This window comes from Stutzerimonas decontaminans, assembly GCF_000661915.1.
GTDB classification, from domain to species: domain Bacteria; phylum Pseudomonadota; class Gammaproteobacteria; order Pseudomonadales; family Pseudomonadaceae; genus Stutzerimonas; species Stutzerimonas decontaminans.
Genome location: NZ_CP007510.1, coordinates 73618 through 97009, shown reverse-complemented (window position 1 = coordinate 97009; position 23392 = coordinate 73618). Strand labels below are relative to the sequence as shown.

At 60.3% G+C, this 23392-nt stretch carries 29 protein-coding genes and 2 pseudogenes; 15 read left to right on the top strand and 16 right to left on the bottom strand.

Annotated features, from left to right (window positions below; genetic code table 11):
- Window positions 1-110: 110 nt before the first annotated feature.
- The 7 genes from tnpC to UIB01_RS22370 all read right to left on the bottom strand — a co-directional run bounded on the left by tnpC (window position 111) and on the right by UIB01_RS22370 (window position 5517).
- Window positions 111-1634, bottom strand: coding sequence for an IS66 family transposase (tnpC, locus tag UIB01_RS22400; RefSeq protein WP_040138101.1), 1524 nt, complete (start codon window positions 1632-1634; stop codon window positions 111-113).
- A 62-nt stretch (window positions 1635-1696) separates the two neighbouring features.
- Entirely contained in the window at window positions 1697-2032 is a 336-nt protein-coding gene (gene tnpB / locus UIB01_RS22395; RefSeq protein WP_040138100.1) for an IS66 family insertion sequence element accessory protein TnpB, read from the bottom strand.
- Window positions 2029-2364 (bottom strand): IS66-like element accessory protein TnpA, encoded by a 336-nt coding sequence (gene tnpA / locus UIB01_RS22390; protein ID WP_040138099.1) that lies wholly within the window; start codon window positions 2362-2364, stop codon window positions 2029-2031. The genes tnpB and tnpA overlap by 4 nt, the downstream gene beginning before the upstream one ends.
- A 169-nt stretch (window positions 2365-2533) precedes the next feature.
- Window positions 2534-3547: a ParB/RepB/Spo0J family partition protein gene (locus UIB01_RS22385; RefSeq protein ID WP_051605154.1), complete on the bottom strand. Its 1014-nt coding sequence runs from the start codon at window positions 3545-3547 to the stop codon at window positions 2534-2536.
- 25 nt (window positions 3548-3572) lie between these two features.
- The gene (locus UIB01_RS22380) at window positions 3573-4670 is read right to left on the bottom strand and encodes a ParA family protein (protein WP_040138098.1); all 1098 of its coding nucleotides are present in this window, start codon (window positions 4668-4670) and stop codon (window positions 3573-3575) included.
- Between the two features lie 174 nt (window positions 4671-4844).
- A complete protein-coding gene (locus UIB01_RS22375) occupies window positions 4845-5165 on the bottom strand; it encodes a hypothetical protein (protein WP_040138097.1) in 321 nt (106 codons plus the stop codon).
- A gap of 4 nt (window positions 5166-5169) precedes the next feature.
- The gene (locus UIB01_RS22370) at window positions 5170-5517 is read right to left on the bottom strand and encodes a hypothetical protein (RefSeq protein WP_040138096.1); all 348 of its coding nucleotides are present in this window, start codon (window positions 5515-5517) and stop codon (window positions 5170-5172) included.
- A 209-nt stretch (window positions 5518-5726) separates the two neighbouring features.
- Here UIB01_RS22370 and UIB01_RS22365 point away from each other — a divergent pair, with 209 nt between their 5' ends.
- The 14 genes and pseudogenes from UIB01_RS22365 to UIB01_RS22305 all read left to right on the top strand — a co-directional run.
- Window positions 5727-7025, top strand: a complete 1299-nt coding sequence (locus tag UIB01_RS22365) for a tyrosine-type recombinase/integrase (RefSeq protein ID WP_040138094.1) — start codon at window positions 5727-5729, stop codon at window positions 7023-7025.
- 115 nt (window positions 7026-7140) lie between these two features.
- Complete coding sequence (locus UIB01_RS22360) at window positions 7141-7359, top strand: hypothetical protein (protein WP_040138091.1); 219 nt, start codon at window positions 7141-7143, stop codon at window positions 7357-7359.
- A gap of 109 nt (window positions 7360-7468) precedes the next feature.
- A complete protein-coding gene (locus UIB01_RS22355; protein ID WP_040138088.1) occupies window positions 7469-8146 on the top strand; it encodes a tyrosine-type recombinase/integrase in 678 nt (225 codons plus the stop codon).
- Window positions 8147-8219: 73 nt separating this feature from the next.
- Window positions 8220-8474, top strand: a complete 255-nt coding sequence (locus UIB01_RS22350) for an AbrB/MazE/SpoVT family DNA-binding domain-containing protein (protein ID WP_040138156.1) — start codon at window positions 8220-8222, stop codon at window positions 8472-8474.
- On the top strand, window positions 8471-8818 hold the full coding sequence (locus tag UIB01_RS22345; RefSeq protein WP_040138086.1) for a type II toxin-antitoxin system ChpB family toxin: 348 nt from the start codon (window positions 8471-8473) through the stop codon (window positions 8816-8818). Before UIB01_RS22350 ends, UIB01_RS22345 begins: the two co-directional genes overlap by 4 nt.
- 103 nt (window positions 8819-8921) lie before the next feature.
- Window positions 8922-9410, top strand: coding sequence for a GNAT family N-acetyltransferase (locus UIB01_RS22340; protein WP_040138084.1), 489 nt, complete (start codon window positions 8922-8924; stop codon window positions 9408-9410).
- 36 nt (window positions 9411-9446) lie between these two features.
- A complete protein-coding gene (locus tag UIB01_RS22335; RefSeq protein WP_040138082.1) occupies window positions 9447-9707 on the top strand; it encodes a hypothetical protein in 261 nt (86 codons plus the stop codon).
- A 16-nt stretch (window positions 9708-9723) separates the two neighbouring features.
- Window positions 9724-10020, top strand: a complete 297-nt coding sequence (locus tag UIB01_RS22330; protein ID WP_040138080.1) for a hypothetical protein — start codon at window positions 9724-9726, stop codon at window positions 10018-10020.
- An 11-nt stretch (window positions 10021-10031) separates the two neighbouring features.
- On the top strand, window positions 10032-10178 hold the full coding sequence (locus tag UIB01_RS23340; protein ID WP_196247262.1) for a hypothetical protein: 147 nt from the start codon (window positions 10032-10034) through the stop codon (window positions 10176-10178).
- A gap of 283 nt (window positions 10179-10461) precedes the next feature.
- Complete coding sequence (locus UIB01_RS22325; RefSeq protein ID WP_040138078.1) at window positions 10462-11967, top strand: UvrD-helicase domain-containing protein; 1506 nt, start codon at window positions 10462-10464, stop codon at window positions 11965-11967.
- Window positions 11968-12028: 61 nt separating this feature from the next.
- Window positions 12029-12328, top strand: coding sequence for a hypothetical protein (locus UIB01_RS22320; protein ID WP_019406671.1), 300 nt, complete (start codon window positions 12029-12031; stop codon window positions 12326-12328).
- Window positions 12321-12725 carry a hypothetical protein gene (locus UIB01_RS22315; RefSeq protein ID WP_040138075.1) on the top strand — a complete coding sequence of 135 codons (405 nt, stop codon included), beginning with the start codon at window positions 12321-12323 and terminating at the stop codon, window positions 12723-12725. The genes UIB01_RS22320 and UIB01_RS22315 overlap by 8 nt, the downstream gene beginning before the upstream one ends.
- A gap of 80 nt (window positions 12726-12805) precedes the next feature.
- A complete protein-coding gene (locus UIB01_RS23500) occupies window positions 12806-13486 on the top strand; it encodes a hypothetical protein (RefSeq protein ID WP_040138072.1) in 681 nt (226 codons plus the stop codon).
- A 256-nt stretch (window positions 13487-13742) separates the two neighbouring features.
- Window positions 13743-14194, top strand: a pseudogene (locus UIB01_RS22305) (transposase); the annotation flags it as partial.
- 312 nt (window positions 14195-14506) lie between these two features.
- On the opposite strand, the gene UIB01_RS22300 reads toward UIB01_RS22305, so the two are convergent.
- Window positions 14507-15937, bottom strand: coding sequence for an FAD-binding oxidoreductase (locus UIB01_RS22300; protein ID WP_040138069.1), 1431 nt, complete (start codon window positions 15935-15937; stop codon window positions 14507-14509).
- Window positions 15938-16245: 308 nt separating this feature from the next.
- Between UIB01_RS22300 and UIB01_RS23025 the strand changes: the two are divergent.
- A pseudogene (locus tag UIB01_RS23025) lies at window positions 16246-16585 on the top strand (ISL3 family transposase); the annotation flags it as partial.
- Between the two features lie 187 nt (window positions 16586-16772).
- Here the strand turns inward: UIB01_RS23025 and UIB01_RS22285 are convergent.
- The 8 genes from UIB01_RS22285 to UIB01_RS22250 are packed head-to-tail and all read right to left on the bottom strand — an operon-like array spanning window position 16773 to window position 23381.
- The gene (locus tag UIB01_RS22285; protein ID WP_003292104.1) at window positions 16773-17213 is read right to left on the bottom strand and encodes a GlcG/HbpS family heme-binding protein; all 441 of its coding nucleotides are present in this window, start codon (window positions 17211-17213) and stop codon (window positions 16773-16775) included.
- A 30-nt stretch (window positions 17214-17243) separates the two neighbouring features.
- Window positions 17244-17435, bottom strand: a complete 192-nt coding sequence (gene thmT, locus UIB01_RS22280; RefSeq protein WP_009397185.1) for a 2-hydroxymuconate tautomerase — start codon at window positions 17433-17435, stop codon at window positions 17244-17246.
- A gap of 48 nt (window positions 17436-17483) precedes the next feature.
- Window positions 17484-18278, bottom strand: coding sequence for a 2-oxo-3-hexenedioate decarboxylase (gene dmpH / locus UIB01_RS22275; RefSeq protein WP_009397184.1), 795 nt, complete (start codon window positions 18276-18278; stop codon window positions 17484-17486).
- The gene (gene dmpG / locus UIB01_RS22270; RefSeq protein ID WP_009397183.1) at window positions 18275-19315 is read right to left on the bottom strand and encodes a 4-hydroxy-2-oxovalerate aldolase; all 1041 of its coding nucleotides are present in this window, start codon (window positions 19313-19315) and stop codon (window positions 18275-18277) included. The genes dmpH and dmpG overlap by 4 nt, the downstream gene beginning before the upstream one ends.
- Window positions 19316-19326: 11 nt before the next feature.
- Entirely contained in the window at window positions 19327-20250 is a 924-nt protein-coding gene (locus UIB01_RS22265) for an acetaldehyde dehydrogenase (acetylating) (RefSeq protein WP_003292099.1), read from the bottom strand.
- A gap of 14 nt (window positions 20251-20264) precedes the next feature.
- A complete protein-coding gene (dmpE, locus tag UIB01_RS22260) occupies window positions 20265-21050 on the bottom strand; it encodes a 2-oxopent-4-enoate hydratase (protein WP_003292096.1) in 786 nt (261 codons plus the stop codon).
- Between the two features lie 11 nt (window positions 21051-21061).
- Window positions 21062-21910 carry an alpha/beta fold hydrolase gene (locus UIB01_RS22255; RefSeq protein ID WP_003292095.1) on the bottom strand — a complete coding sequence of 283 codons (849 nt, stop codon included), beginning with the start codon at window positions 21908-21910 and terminating at the stop codon, window positions 21062-21064.
- Window positions 21911-21920: 10 nt separating this feature from the next.
- Window positions 21921-23381, bottom strand: a complete 1461-nt coding sequence (locus tag UIB01_RS22250; RefSeq protein ID WP_003292094.1) for a 2-hydroxymuconic semialdehyde dehydrogenase — start codon at window positions 23379-23381, stop codon at window positions 21921-21923.
- Window positions 23382-23392: the final 11 nt, after the last annotated feature.

Here is a 23392-nt window from a genome sequence, read left to right as displayed (position 1 = left end):
GTATCACATGCTGCACGCCTACTCTGTATCACACGCTGCACGCATAAAAATCAGTGCGAGACTATTACGGGTAGGCTGTTTGGGGTGATACACCGCTGTGGCTGCTTGGCTCAGGCAGGCACCCATTGATGCGGCAGGAGTTGCTCGATCTCGCTCGCCCGTTGCGTCGGCAGGCGCATCAGCACATCTTTCAGGTAGGCGTACGGGTCGTGACCGTTAAGGCGCGCCGATTGGATCAGGCTCATGATCGCCGCCGCCCGCTTTCCGCTGCGTAGCGAGCCGGCAAACAGCCAGTTCGAGCGTCCAAGCGCCCACGGCCGGATCTGGTTCTCGACCCAGTTGTTGTCGATGGGCACGGCGCCGTCATCCAGGTAGCGCGTCAGCGCTTTCCAGCGTTTAAGGCTGTAGTCGAGCGCCTTGGCGGTCGCTGACCCTTCAGGTACTTGATCGCGCTGGGCCAGCATCCATTCATGCAGCACGTTGAGGATCGGTGAGGACTGTTCCTGTCGTATCCGCCATCGATCCTCAGCACTCAAGTCGCGCGCTTGCCGTTCGATTTCATAGAGGCCGGCGATCGAGTGCAGCGCCTGCTCGGCCAACTGGCTTTTGTTAGCTACGTGCAGGTCGAAGAACTTGCGTCGCGCGTGGGCCATGCAGCCGATTTCGGTGATGCCTTGCTCGAAGCTGGCCTTGTAGCCCGCGAAATCATCACAGACCAGCTTGCCGCTCCAAGAGCCGAGGAAGTTACGTGCGTGTTCGCCGGCGCGGCTTGGACTGAAGTCATAGACCACCGCCTTCAGGTCGGCGAAGGGCGTGGTGCAGTAGGCCCAGACGTAAGCCCGGTGGGTTTTCTTCTCGCCTGGAGCCAGCATCTGCACGGGGGTTTCGTCGGCGTGGACTACGCCTTGCGCCAGTACCGCTTCGCGCAGGGCGTCGACCAAGGGTTGGAGCTGCACGCCGGTTTGTCCGACCCACTGTGCCAATGTCGATCGCGCGATAGCCAGACCCGCACGGCCAAAGATCTTCTCTTGCCGGTACAGCGGCAGATGGTCGGCGTATTTGGCCACCATGACATGAGCCAGCAGGCCGGCAGTAGGGATGCCCTTGTCGATCACCTGGGCCGGCACCGGTGCCTGGATCAGCGTCTCGCACTGGTCGCAGACCCACTTGCCACGGATGTGTCGTTCCACTGTGAAGGTGCCCGGCGTGTAGTCGAGCTTTTCGCTGACGTCCTCGCCGATCCGCTTGAGCTGGCAGCCGCAGGCACACTGGGTGTTGTCCGGTTCGTGATGGATCAGGGTGCGCGGGAACTGGGCGGGTAGCGCGGTGCGCTTGGGCTGCTGGCGGGGTTGGGCGGCAGGTGCAGGATTCAGCGCCTTGAGTTCGGCCTCGATGGCCGCGATGTCCGTATCGATCAGCTCATCAAGCAGGCTGATCTGGTCGGGGCTCAGCTGCTCGCTGCGCTTGGCGAACTTGTACCGCTTGAGCAGTGCGATTTCGTGGGTGAGTTGCTCGATCACTGCTTGATCGCGGTGGATCTTTTTGCCCATCGTGTCGACTTGCGACAGCAACTGCGCGGCCAAGGCGCGCAGCTGTTCAGGTGTCAACTCGTTGAGATTGGGTGCGGAAGTCATGCCGCTGATTGTCGCAAAAGCAGCTAATCAGCGGCGATTGAGCGATGGGCTAATGGCAGGTACTACAGCACCGTGATCGATCCGCCCGAGCCCATCCGCTGCCAAGGCAAGCCAAGTACCAAGGCCTGAAGTTGCTCGGTGTCGAGTTCGACTTCCGAGCCGCGGTGGATGCTTGGCCAGTGAAACTTGCCCTGGTTCAATCGCCGAGCGGCCAGCCAGATCCCCACACCGTCATGCACCAACACTTTAATGCGGTTGGCGCGGCGATTTGCAAAGAGGTAAGCGCAATGCGGCTTTGCCGCACCGAACACCGCAACCACACGGGCCAGGGCGGTCTCGGTGCCGGCGCGCATGTCCATCGGCTCGGTGGCCAGCCAGATACTGTCGATGCGGATCATGCGAGCAGCCCGCGCAGCAAACGTGCACAGCCCTCTCCGTCCTGCACCGGCCAGTGCACCGACAGACTGCCGGCGTGGTAGGGGATTTCGATTCGTATCGTCAGTCCGTCAGAGCTGGCACGCTCGGTAGACAGGATGCCGAGCGGCACAGGGACAAAGCGTGCAGACACGACCGGTAGCGGCTCGCGCTGCTTGCGAATCCATTTATGCACCAGGTTGGCATTGAGCCCGTGACTGAGCGCCACGCCGGCGACGGAAGCCCCGGACTGGGTGCACTCTTCGATGACCTGGGCCTTGAAAGCCCTGGGGAATGTACGGCGCTGTCGAGACACGAAACCCTCCAGAAAGTGGCTTGAAATGGTGTCCACCAAAAATAGGTGCACACCATGCCGTTATCGGGAAGAAGCGGGGAGATGGGTTCGGCGGACGGTTACAGTGTTTCACGGTGAAAAAAAAGGCCCCGTCATGAGCGGGGCCAAGGTAGTGCTTCGATAAAGCTGGCTATTGGATCGATTCAATAGCCTTGCGGATCACTTCCTGAGCCGCGCTCATGTCCAGGTCCTTAGGAAGCTTGAGGCTGATCGTATTCTTCCTCACCGTCATTGATGCAGCGCGTCCATTACCCAACGTCAATTCAGAGGTGCTAAAGCTAGGCGATCTCTGCTTGTTGCTATCGTCCTTAATGGTCTTCTCGATCCACCTTAACGCCGCTTCTTGGCTGATGCCTTCTTCTTCGATCTTCTGGAGCGCCTGCAAAACCAGATCTGGATGAGATTCGCCGGCCGTTACAAAGTCAGCAATGCTGCGGCCGCCAACCAGGGAAGGGTGGGTTTCGAGATACTGAATCGCATGGGGCGGAAGCTTCATGAAGGACAAGCAGCGGGTTACGGACGCTAGGCTTGCACCAAGCCTAGAAGCTAGCGCCCTTTGATTCTTGATCTTGCCTCGGCTCAGGATCTTTGCATATTGCCGGCCCTTCTCGAAGTCCGTTAAGTCGGTATGACCTTCGTTGTCGGCGACCGCAAGAATTTCGGCCTCAGCGTCATCAGCTTCGATGATTCGGATTGGAATCGATATCCAGCCAAGATCTGCGGCTGCTCGGTATCTGCCATAGCCGCCAAGCAGCTCCAAATTCCCGTCACCCAGCAACCTAACCAGAACTGGTCTGGTGATCTTGCCTGCTACAGCAATCGAGGTCGTAAGACGCTCCTGCTGATCGTCGGTACGCGCGAGGCGCGGTTGGATCTCAGGATTAACGACAATGCGGGAGAGGGGAGCTACGGTCGCGTCACCCTGATCAGCATGCTCATCAGCACTAGGATGCTGGGGGAGGGCGGTAGCGCTTGCAGAATGTTCATCAGCGGACTGCTGCTGACCTTTTGCCTTGAGAATGTCGTCAAGCGTGACTCCAAGGCTCGCCGGTGGAATCTTGCTTGCACTCTCCTGCTTCTGCAGTTGCTGCAGCTCCTCGACCGAGGGCCGGTCCTGGCCGAAAGGCCGCACCTTCTTGGGCATCTGAACCTCCGTTGTGGTGACCTGATTAGCTCAGCGCAATCAGTCGATCAAGAATTTCACTGTAAACAGACCGCATGGCGCCAGCGGAATTGTCAGAAGCACCCTTCCAGGTAAGGATCGGCAGGCCCAGTTCGAGGGCCTTGGAGTAGTCCTCGGACATATACAGCTTCGATTCCGTAACGCACCCAGGGAAAACATCTTCCAGCTTCGCCAGGTGTTCCATGGCCCGTGGGCGATTTTTGATAAACATCGTAGGAATGGCTGCTACGGCCGGGGTGCGACCGTACTCCTCGTGGGAAGCGCGAAGGCGGTCACCCAGTCGGGCGAGGGCGCGCGAGGAGAATTTATCCATCCTGATTGGGCAGACAATCAAGTCACAAGCGACAAGACTGTTGCGAGTCATAAGGGATGCTGTAGGGGCATTGTCGAAAATGATCACATCATAAGAGTGCAGGTCCACACCGGGGAACTCGCCTTTCAGCCCCTTCGAGATGAGGGTGGCGTAGCGGTAGTCGTGGTTCTGCGATGCATTGATGCCAATCTCCAGCTCTTCCAGCTGCTCCTCCGATGGGATGAGGTGAGGCCCATATTCACCAAAAGGCTTTTTGATGATCTCATCGAGGGATTTGGGGGCGAAAAGTCCCCGAATGCCCAGCACGTTGCCAAGGCTTCCGTCTACGCCGCGATCTGCCGGAATTCCAAGGTCCTCCAGCTCTTCCGGGGTGAGGTCGGGATAGTAGCCGAGCATCTCCGTTGCATCGCTCTGTGGGTCATTATCAATGATCAGGACCTTCAGCCCCATGAACCCCAAATAGATGGCCAAATTCACGCAGTTGGTGGTTTTGGCCGTACCCCCTTTCTGCACGTATGTGGAGATCGTCATCGGCCGCTTGAGCGTCCGGGTAAGACCTTTGCTGCGGCGCATGGCAGCGATCTGGAACAGGTCAGCAGGGGAGTACACACGACGCGCAACCGAGCCGCTACTGATCCGGCGAATCTCTATTCCTGGCTCGTCTTCGACCAGGCGCAGTGCGCGCTGAGAGATGCCTAGGCAGTCGGCGGCAAACTGAGGCGCGTAAGCGATCTCATCGTAGTTAGGGTAGGGCGGTCGGGTGTTTTCCATGTCGATTCCTTGAGTGATTTTGGTGAGACTTTACACGGTGTGCGTTCTAAATCAAGTCTGCGTCATACGCGAACGTTGATTAGAGCTAAAAAGCTTACGTGGAAAGACTTATAAGCGTTTTTTACGGCAGGTACAAAAAAGCCCGCATAGGCGGGCTCCGAGAAGAGGCCAGCGTCATATCGCAACGGCATTCGGGAACAGTTCGATCAGGTCCGGGTACTGATCGAGCACATGGGCCGGGGGGAGGGTGGTTGTGCCGTAGAGCGAGCCAGACTGCACAGGATCGTTAAAGAAGAGAGCGTTATTTACCGCAGCACGATGCACGTCACGAAGGGCAAGCTCTGCCGTTTCAGCGTCCGAGAAAGCCGAATAATGCTCGCCTAGCTCAACATTCCAGCGTCGGCCGTGGTTGCTCAGGCGAACGGCCTTGGCCAATGCACAGAACTCCTCACGAAGCAGCTCATGCGGTGCAGGCTGGCTATCTGTAGTGGTCATGAATTCAACCCTCAGTCCTGGATGTTTGCGGCACGAGCGTGATCAGGGCGCGTCGATACCGAGCAGCTTGATCCGAGCTGAGCAAGCCTCGGGCTTTCAATGCATCAAAGATCGATACGGCGTACTTCATGGCCTCGCAATCGTCAGCATGCTGATCGATGACGACCACCGGGAAGGCGGATGGCGTATCGTGAGTCGCGCCGATGGCCATCGTTTGCACGACCCAGCCGTGATCTGTCTCCACTTGGTCAACCGTGAGGCGCGAGATGGCAATGATGATTCCGCGCTCGATCAGATCGAGCATGCGCAGCTTCGTGTGTGGAGCCTTGGGCTTGATGTCTTTGGCTTGCATGGGTGTCTCGTTGCTGCGGGTGATGTACTCACAATAACAACGATCCAAGGGAACCCAAGCTGACCTGGTGCCGGCCATTCTGATGGAGTGGCAGCGGTCGTAGAGTGGAACTTGAGATATGCAATATCCGATAATCACCAGACTCGGATATTGCACAGAAGGCCGCTGCACAGCAGAATCAGGACAGATCTCATCGCCTGGAATGTCCTATGCCGAGCCCAAACAAAACCTTGCCTGCGCCACTGTTCGAGACGTACCAGAGATTTCAGGCCCTCAATCACCTGAACCTCAACGCTGAGCTACCGGCCGTTCGCGATTACCTTCAAGCATTTCCGGCCGAGCTTCGAGCCGTAGATGGTTACCAAGTCGTTCGCAGCTTCCTCAACTCCTACGCCGGCAACGAAACCACGTTCAACTCCTACAGAACGCATGCCGAGCGCTTGCTGCTATGGTCGCTGCTGATCCGTCGCAAACCCATCTTGGATCTGACCCGCGTCGATGCCGAGGCCTTCATGGAGTTCTGTCTGAATCCTCCTCTTAGATGGGTCGGTCCGGTGGTCAAGTCGCGCTTCAACCGCATCGGCGGACGCAAGGCCCAAGACAGTGATGTCTATCAGGTCAACGAGGCATGGCGCCCGTTCAATGTGGTTGCGCCAAAGCGCGCCAAAGTCGATTCAGGAACGCCCTGCCAGGAAAAAAAATACACCCCATCTCAGGGCACCGTGGCGCAGATTTTTGCCGTCTGCGGCAGCTTCTATCAGCACGCCAATGACGAAGGTTTCACCGAGGCGAATCCTTTTCGGGCAATCAAACAGAAGTCGAAGTACAAGCAGCGAAATACCTGGGAGGTCGGTAGCAGGTCGCTTACACCCCTGCAGTGGGACTACGTGATCGAAACCGCCGAGAGAATGGCTGATGCCGATGACGCACATGAGCGCACCCTGTTCATCCTGGCCACCATCTTCTCAATGTACTTGCGGGTGTCCGATCTAGTCGGCCGGGATAACTGGGAGCCAACAATGGGTGATTTCCGGCGCAACGGGCAGGGGATTTGGTTCTTCCATGTAGTCGGCAAGGGTAACAAGGCTGCCAAAATCAGCGTTCGCGACGACTACATGAACACCTACATGGCTCGATACCGGCGCCACCTTGGCCTCTCGCCTACACCGGCCCCTGGAGAGCGCACGCCACTTTTGCAGGCCCTCAATGGCCGCGCCGGGTTGAGTGATCGGCAAATTCGTTTGCTCATCCAGGGCGTGTTTAACCAAGCCATCGAACGGATGAAACACGACTCCTGGAACGAGGCGGAAATCGACAGTCTCCGTGATGCATCTCTGCACTGGCTGCGCCACACCTCAGCAACCTTCGACGCACCGCTGCGTGATGCAAAGGATCTGCAGGCAGATCTGCGCCACGAGAGCATGAGAACCACATTGGACATTTACTACAACTCCCTGGATGACCACCGGGCCAGCTCCGTCAAACAGCTCCCCGTGCGTCGGCAGTGAGAACGCGGCGGATCGCTACAGAAATTTCCAGGGCCTTTTTTATCAGTGGATTGTCGTTGATTGCCCGAGCCAGTCGGTTGTAGCCTCGGGCGATCAGTTCCCACGAGGAGGCATCATGGCCCTGCACCAAATCAGTTGCTACGAAGAATGCGGCCGAACAGTCGAGGTCGATCTACCTTACGTCAACCTGGACAAGAGCCAGCTCGACGCCATAAACACGGGAGAGGGCTTCCCTCTCAAGGACTACAACATGCCGGCAGGCGTTCCGTTCAAGGAAGACCGGGACGACGAGGATTACCGCGTCGTATGCCCGTGGTGTGGTAGCGATAACTGATTTTCCTATAACACCACGGCACGCGGGCCTGTAAGCTAATCAGGAGGCCCGCCGCCAACTCTCTCAGGACTCATAGCGAATCGTCGCCAATCCTGACAGAGAGAATCACATGGCCACCGCTACCCGCCGCGCAACATCCCTTCGACCAGGACAGTTCAAACACCTTCTTCGAGTTGCATCTGTGACAGGCCGAATGCCTGAGCGGGATGTGATGCTCTTGTGGGTGACTCACACCACGGGCGTTCGCGTGACCGAGCTTGCGCTGCTTGAAGTAGCCGATGTGCTCTATCCCAGTGGCGCGATCCGGCCCGAGGTCTACCTACGGGCTGAGATAACAAAGGGCTGCCGGGCGCGAAATATTCACCTGACCCATGCCAAGTGCATCGCCGCCATTGAGGCGTGGATAGCCGTTCGACGCGAACGCAGTTGGGGCATCAGTTCCGAGGCTGAGTATCGCGGCCTGCGTCCAGATAGCCGGTTGGTGATGACGCACAAAGGGCAAGCGTTTGAGCTTGCGTTCAAGCATCGCATGCTGGACTCAGGGCCAGAGGTCTATCGCGCCTGTGACGCTCTACAGCAGACGATTACCCGCCTCTACAAGCAGGCCGGGGTGAAGGGCTGCAGCAGTCACTCAGGCCGGCGAACGCTGGCGGCGCGAGTGCTTGCCGCTACAGGCGATGTTGATACGGTGCAGGCGATCCTTGGGCACCAGTGTCTCGATCACAGCAAGCCTTATCTGACAGTGGATCAGGAGACTATACGTCGAGCTTACGAGCTGGCATTGTAGAAACATTGTATCTACATAGGCCTTGTGTTTCTCATGGCGTGTATCTACAATGTATCTACATAGCGAGGTGCTTATGGAAGTCAAAGTTCTACAGTGGGGCAACAGCGCGGCGATTCGCCTGCCCGCCACCGTACTCAAGCAAATGTGCATCGACGTGGGCAATGTGCTGAACCTCGATTTCACGGGTGAAGTGATGACACTGAAACCAGCGAAGGCCAAGCCGCACTACAAACTGGCTGACCTGATGGCTCAGTGCGACCTTAGCGCCCAGGAGCCAGCAGAGCTTGCTGCGTGGAATGCAATGCAGCCAGTGGGGCGTGAGGCGTGAAGCGAGGCAAGGAATGTCGCGGCGATATTGTCCGCCTGAATTTGAACCCTACTGCGGGGCGTGAACAGCAGGGCGATTTCCGCCCGGCCCTGGTGTTGACTCCGGCAGCCTACAACGCGACCGGCCTTGCAGTGATTGCGCCGATTACCCAAGGCGGTGATTTTGCCCGTTACGCTGGTTTTGCAGTCACGCTAAGCGGTGCCGGCACCGAGACGCAGGGCGTGATTCTGTGTAATCAGATTCGCTCAGTTGACTTGGAAGCCCGTGGCGCAAAGCGCGTTGAGGCTGTACCTGATGTTGTGATTGAAGATGCCCTGGCTCGCGTCATGGCACTGTTCGAATAGAGAGGAAAACTACTCGGAACCGTCTAGGCGGATTTACCGCTGGGCAGAGGCCAAAGGAAGCGAGTTTTAGGTCCGCAAAACTCTCAATAAGGAGACTAAAGAAATGCCAGCGATTGCTGATCCACATGTCGGATTCGTTAGCTTTCAGGAAGCGCTACGCACTGGTGAAATCAAGCTCACGGCTTGTGAAAGTCATCCAGAGCTTTACGTCTTGCATGACACGCCTGAGCCAGGTACGCAGCGGCTTACCTATGCCCTTGTTACGGGCGCAACAGCAAAAGCCTATGCGGTTTACGTACTGGCTGAGCCGATCAATGGGAAGCCCTGCTTTGGGGTCGGTTACGCAACTGGTGTCGAGTATCGCGGCCAAGGTCTTGCTACTCAAGTGGTTCAAGCAAGCATGATCGAACTGCAAAAGGGTTTGGCACCAAAACTCCTGGTCCCTGGCTTTTACGTCGAGGCAATTGTCGGCGCCGATAACATCGCTTCCCAGAAAGTGGCTGGACGGGCCCTCGGTGACAACCCCAAAAAAACCAAGGATAAGGAGTCGGGGCTACCAGCACTGCAATACGTAAAGCTGCTTGGCTGCTGAATCGTTAAAGGAAAACTCGCCCGGAGGGCACAACCAGTGAGTGATGTTGAAAAGCACGACCTATCCCATCACCTGGAGCAAGCTGTTCAGGAGCTGGACGCTGATTCAATTGGCCTGGCTCACAATATGTACGACGCCACGCTCGAACAGCTTCACGAAATTGTGGCCTTCGCTGATCGTTTGAAAGAAGGGGCTTTAGTCGAAATGTATCTGCGGGAGCGAAAGGCTCATGGCGTCAATGCTCAGCAACTGATTTTGCCCCCCAAGGGGTACTCCGGCTACAAGCCGGAAAGTTGAGGGGAAACACCGATCAATGATCAATCTATCACTTGAGTTGACGCGCATCGAAGCCAACGGCCCGGTCTACAGACCGCATACAGAACTGGTCGAGAATCTTTCTGGCGAGAGGTTTGAGTCCGCCAAGGCGAAGTGCGAGGTTGACGGCTGGGTGATCCACTCATGGTCGGCGTCCGAACAGCTTCCATTCGATGAGGGCTATACAGCTGCCGCCGCTGGAATTGGCAGCGATGCCAATCCCTACGCGGAGCATTTCTGGAAGCACAACGAATGGTGGCTGGGCTGGGATAGCCACCAAGAAACTAACTCTTGAGGGAAATCAGCATGCCCGAAAAAGCCGACGCGAAGACCGTGGCTGAGCGCGCCTTGGATGCCGAGGTGAAGGCAAGCCAATGGCTTGCGGACGGCAATGCGGCCCGCGAGGCTGGCCAGGAAGAGAAGGCAGAGCGTTGCTATGAGAAAGCCCAGTGATGATCCATGAGTACCGGCAGTTGGTTCTAGCGGGCGTCAACCCTGTCTTTCTGAAGGCCGTTGACATGCGACTTGTCCGTTTCTAAAGGATGATTGCGGCGAAATGCGTTCAAGGGCGCGGATGAGCTTGAGGTTAGCGTTAAGAGTTTTGCCGCCTATGGTGTAGGCCTACTTTGCAGGCTGTGAGCAACCTTTCTGCGCCACTTTCTTGGACCGATAATGGCTTTACGCTTGGGTTTCCTTTTGAGCGAGGCATAGTTAGCTCAGCTCAGGAGGAGTAACCATGTCATTCGCATTCACGCACGAGCAACAGCCCGCGATTAGCTCGCTTGCTCGCCTGATCAAGCTTGTCGCATTCGCCGGTACTGGTAAGACAACCACGCTGGTTGGGTATGCCCAGGCGCGTCCCCAGCAACGAATCCTGTACCTCTGTTACAACAAGAGCGTCGAGGTAACGGCCAAGGAAAAATTCCCCCTCCATGTGACATGCAAGACATCACACGGACTTGCCTATGGCGCGATGGGAGCAAAGTATCGGCATAAGCTCACCGGGAATCTGAGGCTGACTGATATCGCCCGCGCGATTTCAAGCCAGAACTGGGAATTCGTGCGCGCTGTGCAGGACACTCTGAATGCCTTTTTGGCGAGTGCAGATGACAGCATTTCGCTCGATCATGTGCCGTCAAGCAGGCTCAAGAATGAGCGCATGAAGCGCGCCGCAGGAAAGATCGTCGCAAGCGCCGATCTTCTCTGGAAACGCATGCTCGATGTCCGCGATACGGCTGTGCACCAAACGCACGACGGGTACCAGAAGGCGTGGGCGCTCACCCGCCCAGATCTGTCGAAGCGTTTCGATATTGTGCTGGCGGACGAGGCGCAGGATATCAACCCGCTGCTGGCCGGCATTCTTGCTGACCAAGCGCGCTACGGTATGGGTGTTGTTGTGTGCGGTGACGGCCACCAGATGCTGTACCGCTTCAGGGGAGCCGTCGATGCACTTGATGCTCACTGGCTCGACGAGGCCGAGACGCACTACCTCACGCAGAGCTTCCGGTTCGGACCGGCAGTTGCGAAGGTGGCCAACATGATTCTGCACTTCAAGGGGGAACACCGTCCCCTGGTAGGGCTGGGTGACCCCACACGCGTGACGAAGGCCTTGCCCGAGGGCCTGGAGCATCGCACCGTCTTGTGCCGTACAGTCATCGGTGTCATCGAAACGGCCCTGATTGCGCAGGCCAAGGGAGATAAAATCTTCTGGGCAGGTGGTATCGATAGCTACCAACTGCAGGATATCGAGGATCTGCACTCGCTTGCCAAAGGCCGCAGGGACCTGATTAAGAACAAGCGCCTGCTGCAGGAATACCCAGACTACGACCTCTACGAAGAGATCGCCAACGAGAGCCAGGACAGCGAAATGCTGCGCACGATTCGCGTCGTGACTCAGTACAGCCACAACCTCCCGGAGCTTTTCGACAAGCTACGCCGCACGGCGGTTAAAGACGAGTTTGAAGCGACCCTTACCGTCAGCACAGCGCACCGGGCGAAGGGGCTGGAGTGGGATGCAGTTGAGCTGAGCGATGATTTTTCATTCGAGCCGTTCAATCCAGAGAACACGAAAGAGCAGTTCGAGGATGAAATGAACTTGCTTTATGTCGCCTGCACGCGAGCGATGAAGGTTCTGGCTATCAACGGTCCAGTGCTGGAAATCATGCACGAATTCGTGGGCCGGCGTGACGGCAAGCGGCCGAATATCCCCCTTACCTTCAAGCGCGCAGCAGAGGCGGCGTAGTCCTTGGGTTTGACCAATGCAGCGGTAGTGTGGGCAATACCAGCCTCCCGGAGTGCCCCCGATGTCCGAGCTTTCGCCTTTGACCATCGTCACCGCCTGCAGACTTGAACTTGCACTGACGCCGGTACCGATGCCCGTGATGCCTAGCTCCAGAAGCGAGCATTGGCTGGCCTTCATCTTGCCGAGCAGTTCCCAGTACGGGTTCGAGTTGCACCCTGATGTCGTTGAACGTATTCAGGCGTACATGATCGAGCACCAGACCGAGTGCCTGAACGATGGTTGGCGCAACTACACGATCTACGGGCGCCGTCTCGCCGGCTGTAACCCTAAGGCTGTTGCCGAGCGGCTTAGCCATGAGTGAGTCGATTGAGTTCAGCTCCTTCGTGGACTGGTTGGAGCACCAGGGCGAAATCGGCGGACCCGTAGTGGTGTCGGTCACGAGGAGCAGATTTTCCGGCAATCACCAGGACTTCGCTCACGGCCTTGTCGAGGCCCGGCTGGACTCTCCTTTCGGCCGACTGTCGATCATCAGCGGCTGGTCGGCTTTCGTGCAGCCTCGACGTGCGGACGGTTGGTATGTCGAGCATCGGCCCGATGCAACGGGCGCAGGAATTACCTCCGAACATCCGGTTGTCATGACGGTTGAGGCGGAACAAATTCGCCTTGAAGCCCGCTGCGAGGAATTAGCGAAAGCGGCCTGGGACTTCTGGTCCTATCAGGATCTTGATCGCTATGTGACTCCCCACCTGCTCAGCTAAGCCCCCACTTCCCTGCTCTTGGGTTTAAGCGCCCATGAGACAGCATTGCGCTGCACCTTCAACAAAAACGGAGTTTTCACATGTCGGTTACGACTAGCTCAATCCAGGTTCATGTCCTGCCCAACAAGGCCACCATCCATCTCCACGAGGCAGATCGCGAGCTGGTAGGCGTCCATGGCGTTGAGGTTGATGTCATGGATTACCCCTCCCAACAGGCGACGGCGGCGCTGAATGCCTTCAATGCGAATGTCACCCTGAACCGTGCCGAGCATTTCACCCTGATGGTGTTCGATCCCAAGAAACAGAGCTGGCTGACGCCCCCTGAGGGCCATCAGGCATTCCCAAGCGACGGCGATTACAGTGGCATGCTGGATGTCCCTCTCCTACCCCTCGGGTGCGTTCTCAAAGCCGAGAAGGACGTTGCTTATGAAGATGGCGATGGCCAGCCGATTATGGCCGGATCGAAGTGGAAGGTCCTCGCGGCTGATCGGGCGACCGTGCGGCTGGTGTGTGAGGATACTGAGGCGGAAATCTTCATGCCCGTCTGCCAGCTTCATGAGGGCCTGGTGATCAACACTGGCTACGATGAAGACTCGCATCTGAGCGCCGATCAGCTTGACGATAAGTACAACCCCGAAGGCGCCGGTGAGCATCCGATGTTCTCCCGCCAAATGTGGCGCGAGGCGGTGGCCAATGAGGACACGATCTGCGGCTATTGGTCCTGGCTGGTGAGCGAAATCGCGCAAGCACACTGGAAGTAGCGGCCTTGATCACCGCATAGCGGACTGTTGTTGAAGCTGGGGGCGGTGGTGATTCAGCCGAACCACTTCAAAATGAAGCCTGGGACTGACAGCTACGCTTTCCAGAATCCCGCAGGAGACGCCTCGCAAGGTCGTTCTGCGGGTGTGGCGTGCAGTCCTAGCCCTCAGCGTCCAAAAGGAGCGCCAGCGAGCCCATAGGGGCCGTAACAAGAAGATTGCCCGCCCTGGCCTGCTGTTCGTGCCGGCAAAATCATCACTGGACAAGGAAATGACCACCCAGCTTGAGGAAGATGACCTGGGGAGTCGCTTGCTGACGATTCCCTGTGTCGGCCCGATCACGGCCAGCCTGTTATCGGCCGAAATGGCGATGGCAAGCAGTATGGCGGCAGCCGTGATTTCGCGGCATCGGTGGGGCTGGTGCCCCGCCAGCACAGCACCGGCGGTCGAGCCAATTTGCTGGGGATGAGCAAACGAGGGGACAAGAATCTGCGGCGACTTCTAGTGCAATGCGCCCGGGTCTAGCCGCAGCGCCTGAAGCATCAGCAGGGCGCCCTGGCCGACTGGGTCCGTTCGCTACGAGAGCGACGCCGCTCGAATCACTCGAATGTAGTGGTGTGCGCCCTGGCCAACAAGTTCGCCCGAATCGCCTGGGCGATCGCTGCCAACCACTCGGAATTCGAAGCAGGGCCAGTCGTCTACGCCGCCTGACCCGGCCATTACAGCTGTACCACGGAACACCCTTCCAGGTTTTGCGATGCTGAACAACCGATGACGTGAACGGCCACCGGCTTGGTGAAGAACCTGACATAAAAAACGGCTTTCGAAGCCGCCGGCTTGTCAGGATCACCAGGCGCGACTCTCATCGTGGCGCGAGGCAGCCCAAACGAGACGCCGGATAGATTTACGCAAGCCATAGAATCATCGCTGGTCAGTATTGCAGAAACGGGGTGACCGTAAATTTTTTCTTCAAAAAATCTCTTGCAGCACCCATCAGGCGGCGACCGCCGCCACCACCCCCACTCAAGACGCCAGAATCTTCCCCGGATTCATGATCCCGTGCGGATCGAGCGCGCGCTTCACCGTCGCGATCAAGGACAGCTCCGCCGGATTGCGGCTGTAGTGCAACCACGGCCGCTTGTGCAGCCCAATGCCGTGCTCGGCCGAGACCGATCCCGACAGGCTGCGCACGATAGCGTAGAATGCGGCCTCGATGCGCTGTTCGGTCTTGCGGTCGTCAGTCGGCAGCGAACCCACCACGATATGCACGTTGCCGTCGCCGACGTGGCCGAAGTAGATCGCCCGAACGCCGGGGAAATCGCGCGCCAGCGCCTCGCGCATCCGGGCCACGCATTCCTCGATGCCCGAGATGGGCGCGGACACGTCGAAGTTGATGGTGGGCGCGAAGGTGCGCAGCATCTCGGAGATGGCATCGCGCAGTTCCCAGAAGGCTTGGGTCTGCGTGTGAGATTGGGCCACGGCGGCGTCGGCGATCCAGCCTTCGGCCAGCGCGTGTTCCAACATCGCCTCGAAGCGCGCCGCATCCTCTTCGGGTGCGGCCGCCTGCAGGTCCAGCAGCACGTATAGTGGATACGTGGCCGGCAGCGGCGCGGCGATGCCGCCGGCGGTTGTGGCCGCGGCATAGTAGTCCTGCCACATCATCTCGAATGCGCTGACCCGGCCGCCCAGGAGGTGCTGCGCATGGCGCAGCAGCTTGATGGCCGAGCCGAAATCGGGCGCGGCTACCAACGCGGTATTGGCGCCCGAGACGCCCGGATGCAGGCGGAGCACGGCCTGCGTGATGATGCCCAGCGTGCCCTCGGTGCCGATGAACAGATGCTTCAGATCGGGGCCGGCATTGTTCTTGACCATCTTGTTCATCATGGACAGCACGGTTCCGTCGGGCAGCACGGCTTCCAGTCCCAGCACCAGGTCGCGCGCCATGCCGTAGCGGATCACGCGGTTGCCGCCCGCATTGGTGGCGATGTTGCCGCCGATCTGGCAGGAGCCGCGCGCGCCCAGGTCCAGCGCGAACAGAAAGCCCGCCGCCTGCGCGGCTTCCTGAACGACCTGCAGCGGCGTGCCGGCCAGCACGGTCATGGTGGCTGAGGCAGGGTCCAGTTCGACCACGCCGGACATGCGCTCCAGTGAAACGAGCACGCAGCCTTCTATCGGCGTGGCACCGCCGGCCAGGCCGGTCAGCCCGCCCTGCGGCACCACTGGGCAGCGTCCTGCATGGCATAATGCCAGCACGCGCGCAATTTCGGCGGTGTCGTGCGGGCGCACCAAGGCCAGCGGCCTGCCGCCTTCCTCACCGCTCCAGTCGTTCAGGTACCGGGCCTCGATGTCGGCGCCCGCCAGCACTTCGCCGATGCTGGCGTCGGCGCGCAGCGCGGCCAGAATTCGTTTAGGGTTCCAGGGCCCGGACGCCGGTTCCGATGCAGTGATGTTCATGAAGAGACTCCTCTTCCAGTTTATGGAACGGCCAGCGTGTCCAGCCTTTATGATGGGCGGCCGCGGATTCTGGGGAAAGAGCGAGTTACTAACCCGAAATTTTGTATCCGGACAGTCAAAAAGTTTTCCGATAAATATCCGTGAAACCCATAACACGCTGATGCTTTTGTGTTTTTATGATGTCAGACAATACCCCGAAATATCATTGCGATGTTCGAATACTTTGTTCCTCATTAGTAACAGGCGAGGAAGTGGGTAGATTGGCAGTCGCTAAACATCCCAACCCCCACACCCTGCTGTCGCCATGCAGCGGCCAGGCGATTCGCCCATTCTTCGAGTGGCTCGGTGAGCACTGCCAGCATATCGAGGCGGTCGCCATGGACATGAACGCCGCTTTCGACCTGGAAGTGCAGCGGCACTGCCCTCAAGCCGACGTGGCCTACGACCTGTTCCATGGGGTGGCGCGCTACGATCGTGAGGTGATCGACCATATTCGCGTCGACCAGGCCAACCTCCTGCGCGATAAACAAAACAGCGCGCAAGGTGGTGGTCAAGCGCAGCCGCTGGCTGCTGCTGCGCAACGCTGAGAACCTCAAGGACGGCCAAGCCGTGCAGTTGCAGGAATTGCTCGCCGCCAACCAGCCATTGGCCCACGGTCTATCTGCCACCGCCAAACTGAACGGGCTTGCCGACCTAGCATCCATCGGCTGATCTGTTTCTCGCTCCGCTTATTACCGAAACCGCCTAAAGAGATCAGAAGGCCAGTCAATGCTGCTGATTTCCTTCTGGAAGCCAGCCGCATGATGCGTTCGGGCGCGAAAGTCGAAATCTACCTCTACCCCAAACTGGATGCCTCATGATGCCCTATGGCCGCCAAGCCCGCTGCCGCGCAGGCTTCGTCCTGCCCCTCGTCGGCCCCAGAGACGCCGATGCCGCCGATGCATTCACCATCGAGTAGGATCGGCAGGCCCCCGCCGAACACCACCAGCCGCTCGCGTCTCGGCAGGCCGATGCGCAGGCGCGGGTTGTCACCCAGCACGTCGAGCCAGTCGCGGGTGGGGAAGCCGAAGCTCACGGCGGTGTACGCCTTGTCTTCGGCAATTTCCCGTGAATGTAGAAAGGCGCCGTTCATGCGCAGATAGGCCAACGGCAGGCCGGAGTGGTCAACCACGCAGACGTTAATGCGCACGCCTAGCTTCTCTGCATGTGCCACGGCCGCACGGGTGGCGGCATAGGCGGCTTCCCAGTGCAGCGAGCGTTGATTCGTTGTTCTCATGTGCCGGACTCTGTGCAGGAGGAGGCAGGCTCATCGACCAATGGCCTTGGCGCTCTCGCCGCCGATGCCGAAGTGGACCTTGGGCATCTCGGTGATGATCACCCGCACGCTGGCCAGCGGCGCGTCCAGCGAGCGCGAGATGGCCTGGCTGACCTCGCGGATCAGCGACTCCTTCTGCTCGTCGCTGCGGCCTTCGAGGATATGGATCTGGGCAATAGGCATGGTGTGTCTCCTGAAGAAGAGGCCGCCCGTGCAGGGCGGCCGAATGGCTCAGATGAAGCGCGCGGAGACGCTGCCAAGCCCCTGATAGCGCACGGTGATGTTGTCGCCCGGCTCCACCGATACCGCAGCCGTGATGCCACCGGTCATGATGAATGTGCCGGCCGGTATGTGTTCGCCGCGCTCTGCCAGCAGGTTGGCGAGCATCGCCACGCTGGACAGCGGATGGCCGAGCACTGCGGCGCCGGCACCAAGTTCTACCACCTCACCGTTCTTCTCCATCACCACGCCGAGGGTGCGCAGGTCGACGTCTTCCAGATTGGCCATCTGGCCGCCGGTGATGAAACGCGTCGAGGAGGCGTTGTCGGCCACCACGCTGATCAGGTCGAACTTGAAGTTCTCGTAGCGCGAGTCGATCACCTCGACGGTGGGGATCACGTAGTCGACCGCTGCAATCACGTCACCGATGTGGCAACCGGGGCCTTGCAGCGGCGCCTTGGTGACCACCGAGATTTCCGCCTCGATCTTCGGATGGATCAGCTTGGAGCAATCCACCACGCCACCATCGGGCACGCTGAAGTAGTCGGCGAGAAAGCCGTAGATCGGCGTCTCCACGCCCATCTGCGCCATCTTCGCCCAAGAGGTCAGGCCCATCTTCAGGCCGACGATCTTGTTGCCGCGCGCCTCCTTGCGGCGGCGGATTTCCCACTGGATGTCGTAGGCATCGGCGAAGGTCATCTCGGGATAATCGTTGGTGACCTTGTGAATATCGTGCGCCTGCAATTCGGCGTTCTCGATGTGCTCGGCCAGGGCCAGCACCTGCTCGCGGTTGAGGGTACGGTTCATGCGCTCACCTTCTGGTTCTGGCGGGCCCGGGACATATCCAGGGCGAGGTCTTCGATCATGTCTTCCTGGCCGCCGACGGTGCCGCGGCGCCCCAGCTCGACCAGAATGTCGCGGGCCGGTACGCCGTATTTCTTCTCGGCGCGCTGGGCAAACAACAGGAACGAGCTGTATACGCCGGCATAGCCCAGGGTCAGCGCATCGCGGTCGACGCGGATCGGCTGGTCCATCATTGGCACGACGATGTCTTCGGCCACATCCATGATCTTGTAGAGGTCGATGCCGGTTTCCACGCCCATGCGCTTGCACACCGCGACGAAGACTTCCAGCGGGGTGTTGCCGGCACCGGCGCCGAGGCCGGCGACCGAGCCGTCGATACGCGAGGCGCCAGCTTCGATGGCGGCCAGCGAGTTGGCGATGGCCATGCCCATGTTGTGGTGGCCGTGGAAGCCGATCTCGGTGGCGGGGTTCAGCTCGGCGCGCAGCAGGCCGATCTTCTCGCTGACCTCATCGGGCAGCATGTAGCCGGCCGAGTCGGTGCAGTAGATGCAGTTAGCGCCGTAGCTTTCCATCAGCCTGGCCTGCTCGAGCACTTTTTCCGCGCTGATCATGTGCGCCATCATCAGAAAGCCGACGGTATCGGCGCCCAGCTTGCGCGACATGCCGATGTGCTGCTCGGAGACGTCGGCCTCGGTGCAATGCGTGGCCACACGAATGGTGGAGACGCCACAGTCGAGCGCCATCTTCAGGTGGTCGACCGTGCCGATGCCCGGCAGCAGCAGGGCGGATACCTTGGCCTGCTTGAGGCGCGGGATTACCGCACGCAGGTATTCCTCGTCGCTGTGCGCGGGGAAGCCGTAGTTGATCGAGCGACCGCCGAGGCCGTCGCCGTGGGTGATCTCGATCAGCGGCATGCCGGCGGCGTCGAGGCCGGTGGCGACCGCGATCATCTGCTCGAGGCTGATCTGGTGGCGCTTGGCGTGCATGCCGTCGCGCAGGCTCATGTCGTGCAGGGTGACGTTCTTGCCTTGCAGATTCATGGTGCTACTCCTCAGGCCAGTGCCGCTTCACGACGTGGCAGTTGAATGGTGCCGCTGGCGATTTCCTCGGCGAACATCTCGCCAGTACGCAGCGCTGCGGCGGTCATGATGTCGAGGTTGCCGGCGTACTTGGGCAGGTAGTCGCCCAGGCCCTCGACTTCCATGAAGATCGAGACGCGGTTGCCGTCGAATACCGGGCCATTCTTCAGCCGGTAGCCGGGCACGTACTTCTGCACCTCGGCGATCATCGCGTGGACCGATGCGGTGATCGCATCCTGGTCCGGTTCGGTTTCGGTCAGGCAGTGGATGGTGTCGCGCATCATCAGCGGCGGCTCGGCCGGGTTGACGACGATGATCGCCTTGCCTTCCTTGGCCCCGCCGACCTGCTCGATGGCGCCGGCGGTGGTGCGGGTGAACTCGTCGATGTTCTTGCGGGTGCCCGGGCCGATGGAGCGCGAGGACACGGTGGCGACGATCTCGCCGTAGGCCACCGGCTGCACGCGCGATACCGCGGCGACCATCGGGATGGTGGCCTGGCCACCACAGGTGACCATGTTGACGTTCATTTCCAGCGTGCCGACATGCTGCTTGAGGTTCACCGGCGGCACGCAGTACGGGCCGATGGCGGCCGGGGTCAGGTCGACCATCAGCACGCCCAGCTCGTTGAGCTTGCGGCTGTTCTCGGCGTGTACATAGGCGGAGGTGGCATCGAAGGCGATGCGGATATCGTCCTCGAGCACGTGCGGCAGCAGGCCGTCGACGCCCTCGGCGGTGGTCTTCAGGCCGAACTCGCGGGCGCGCTTGAGGCCATCGGACTCGGGGTCGATGCCGACCATCCAGACCGGCTCGATCCACTCGGAACGCAGCATCTTCATCACCAGATCTGTGCCGATGTTGCCCGGGCCGATAATGGCGGCTTTCAGTTTCTTGCTCATCAGGCTGTCCTCGATCAGATGAAGCGCACGGAGGCGCTGCCGATGCCGCCGATCTCGACGCGCATGAAATCACCGGCCTTGACCGGTTCCAGCGGAACCAGCGAGCCGGACAGGATCACTTCGCCGGCCTTGAGGCCAATGCCGAAGTGGCCGAGGGTGTTGGCCAGCCAGGCCACGCAGTTGACCGGCGAGCCGAGCGCAGCCGCTCCAGCGCCGGTGGAGAGCAGCTGGCCGTTCTTCTCAACCAGCATGCCGCAGGTGACCAGATCGACCTGGCGCGGTGAGACGGCCTGGTCCCCCAGCACGAACAGCCCGCAGGAGGCGTTGTCCGCGACGGTGTCCTGGATCTTGATCTTCCAGTCCTGGATGCGCGAATCGACCACTTCGAAGCAGGGGATCACGCATTCGGTGGCAGCCAGCACGTCGGCGTTGGTCACGCCCGGCCCCATCAAATCCTTCTTGAGGATGAAGGCGATCTCGCCCTCGGCGCGTGGCTGGATCAGCCGCTCGCTGATCGGCATTGCCTCGCCGCTGTTGTAGACCATGGCATCGGTGAGGTAGCCGAAGTCCGGCTGGTGCACGCTGAGCATGTTCTGCACGGCCTTGCTGGTGACGCCGATCTTCTTGCCGATCACCCGCTCGCCGGCCGCCAGGCGGCGTTCGAGCATGCGCAGGGAGATGTGGTAGGCGTCCTCGACCGTGATGTCGAAGCCGCGGCTGGTCAGCGGCGACACGGTCTCGCGCTGGACCATCGCCTGGTAGAGCTCGTCGCCGAGTTCGTTGATCAATGTCTTGTCCATATCGGTCTCTCTCAGGAATGGAGGGCGTCGGCCTCGGCGAGGAAATTCTCGACCAGGCGGGCGAAACGCTCGGCGTGTTCGATCTGGGTCCAGTGGCCGCAATGGCCAAAGACGTGGAGTTGGGCGTTGGGAATCCACTGCGCGAGGGTCAGCGAAGCCTGCAGCGGGATGATCCGATCCTCGCGGCCATGGATGACCAGGGTTTCGTGGGGCAGGGCGCGGATATCGGCCTCGTTGCTGGCCAGATCGTCGACTCCGTTCTGCCGTGGCGGCGGGAACATCGCGGCGAACGACTCCTGGAAGCCCGGGCGGATGCTGGCTTGGTAGCGCAGCTCGGCCAGCTCGTCGTTGACCAGGGTGCGGTCGTGGGCGAACAGATCGAGCAGCCTGCGCATGTTGGCCAGCGACGGCGTGTAGCCCCACGCCATTTCCAGCCCCTCGGTGATCGGAAAGGCCACGCCGACGCTGCCCATCAGCACCAGCCGGCGCACGCGCTCGGGGTGACGGATGGCCAGTGCCAGCGCCAGCCCGCCGCCGAACGAGTTGCCGACGATGTCGCCCTGCTGGATGCCGAGGGCGTCGAGCACGCCGATGGCATGCTCGACCCAGCGCGCCTGGCTGTATTGTCCATCGGCCGGACGTTCGCTGTAGCCGAAGCCGAGCATGTCCGGAGCGACCACCCGGCGCGTCTGCGCCAGCTGCGGAATGATCCCGCGCCAGTTGGCCCAGGCGGTGACGCCCGGCCCGGAGCCGTGGATCAGCAGAACCGGGAAGCCTTCGCCCTGATCATGCAGGTTGGTGCGGTAGCCAGCGGCGAGGATTTCGCGACCGATTTCAGGGCTTTGCTGCGGTGCGTTCATGGCCAGCTCCTCAGAGTTTCACACAGATGTTTTTCAGCTCGGTGTAGAATTCCAGCGAGTGCACACCCCCTTCGCGCCCGATGCCCGACTGCTTGCTGCCGCCGAAGGCGGTGCGCAGGTCGCGCAGGAACCAGCTGTTGACCCAGACGATGCCGGCCTCGATCTGCCCGGCGACGCGGTGGGCGCGCGAAGCGTTCTCGGTCCAGATCGCCGAGGCCAGGCCGTAAGGCAGGCTGTTGGCCAGTTCAATGGCTTCCTCCTCGCTGTCGAACGGGCGGATATGGCAGCAGGGGCCGAAGATTTCCTCGGTGACCACCGCCGAATCGTCGGTCAGGCCGGTCCAGATGGTCGGCTGCACCCAGGCGCCGCCGGCCAGGTGCGCCGGCATCTCCGGCACGCCGCCGCCGGTGACAACGGTGGCGCCGTCGTCGACTGCCTGCTGGTAGTAACTGAGGACTTTTTCACGGTGCTTGTGGCTGATCAGCGGGCCGAAATTGGCCTCTGGATCGTTCGGTTCGCCGATCTTCAACGCTTCGGCGCCGGCCTTCAGGCGGGCGACGAACGCGTCGAAGATCGGCCGCTCGACATACACCCGCTCGGTGCCCAGGCAGACTTGGCCGCAGTTGGCGAAGGCCGAGCGCAGGGTGCCCTCGATGGCCTTGTCCAGGTCACAGTCGGCGAAGACGATGCCGGCGTTCTTGCCGCCCAGCTCCAGCGACACCTGGCGCACGCCCTTGGCCGCGGCGCGCATGATGGTTTCGCCGGTGCCGGTCTCGCCGGTGAAGGTGTAGGCGTCGACGTCCGGGTGCTCGGTGAGGAAGGCCCCGGCCGAATCGCCGCCGAAACCGTGCACCACGTTGTACACGCCGGCCGGCACACCGGCGGCCTGCATCACCTCGCCGAGCAGGGTGGCGGTCAGCGGGGTTTCCTCGGATGGTTTTACCACCACGCAGTTGCCGCAGGCCAGGGCCGGGCCGACTTTCCAGGTCATCAGCAGCAGCGGCAGGTTCCACGGGCTGATCACGCCGATCACCCCCTTGGGCCGGCGCACGCCGTAGTTGAGTGCACCGGCGCCGTCCGGGGTGGCCATCTCGAAGGCTTCGGTCGGCACGTTCTTGATCAGGTCGGCGAACACCTTGAAATTGGCCGCGCCGCGCGGAATGTCGATGTGGCTGGCCAGGGATTTGGGCTTGCCGGTGTCCAGGCATTCGGCCTCGAGAAACTCATCGAAGCGCGCCGTGACGCCATCGGCCACGCGATGCAGAATCTCAGCGCGCTCGGCCACCGTCATCTTCCCCCATGGTCCCTTCAGCGCAGCGCGTGCCGCCCTGACCGCGGCGTCGACCTCGGCGCGGCCGGCCTCGTGCACGCGGCCGATCACCTGGCCATTGACCGGGTTGATGTCCTCGAAGGTGCGGCCGCTGGCCGAATCGACGAAGGCACCGTTAATGAAATGCTTGATCTCTTTCATCTGCGCAATCT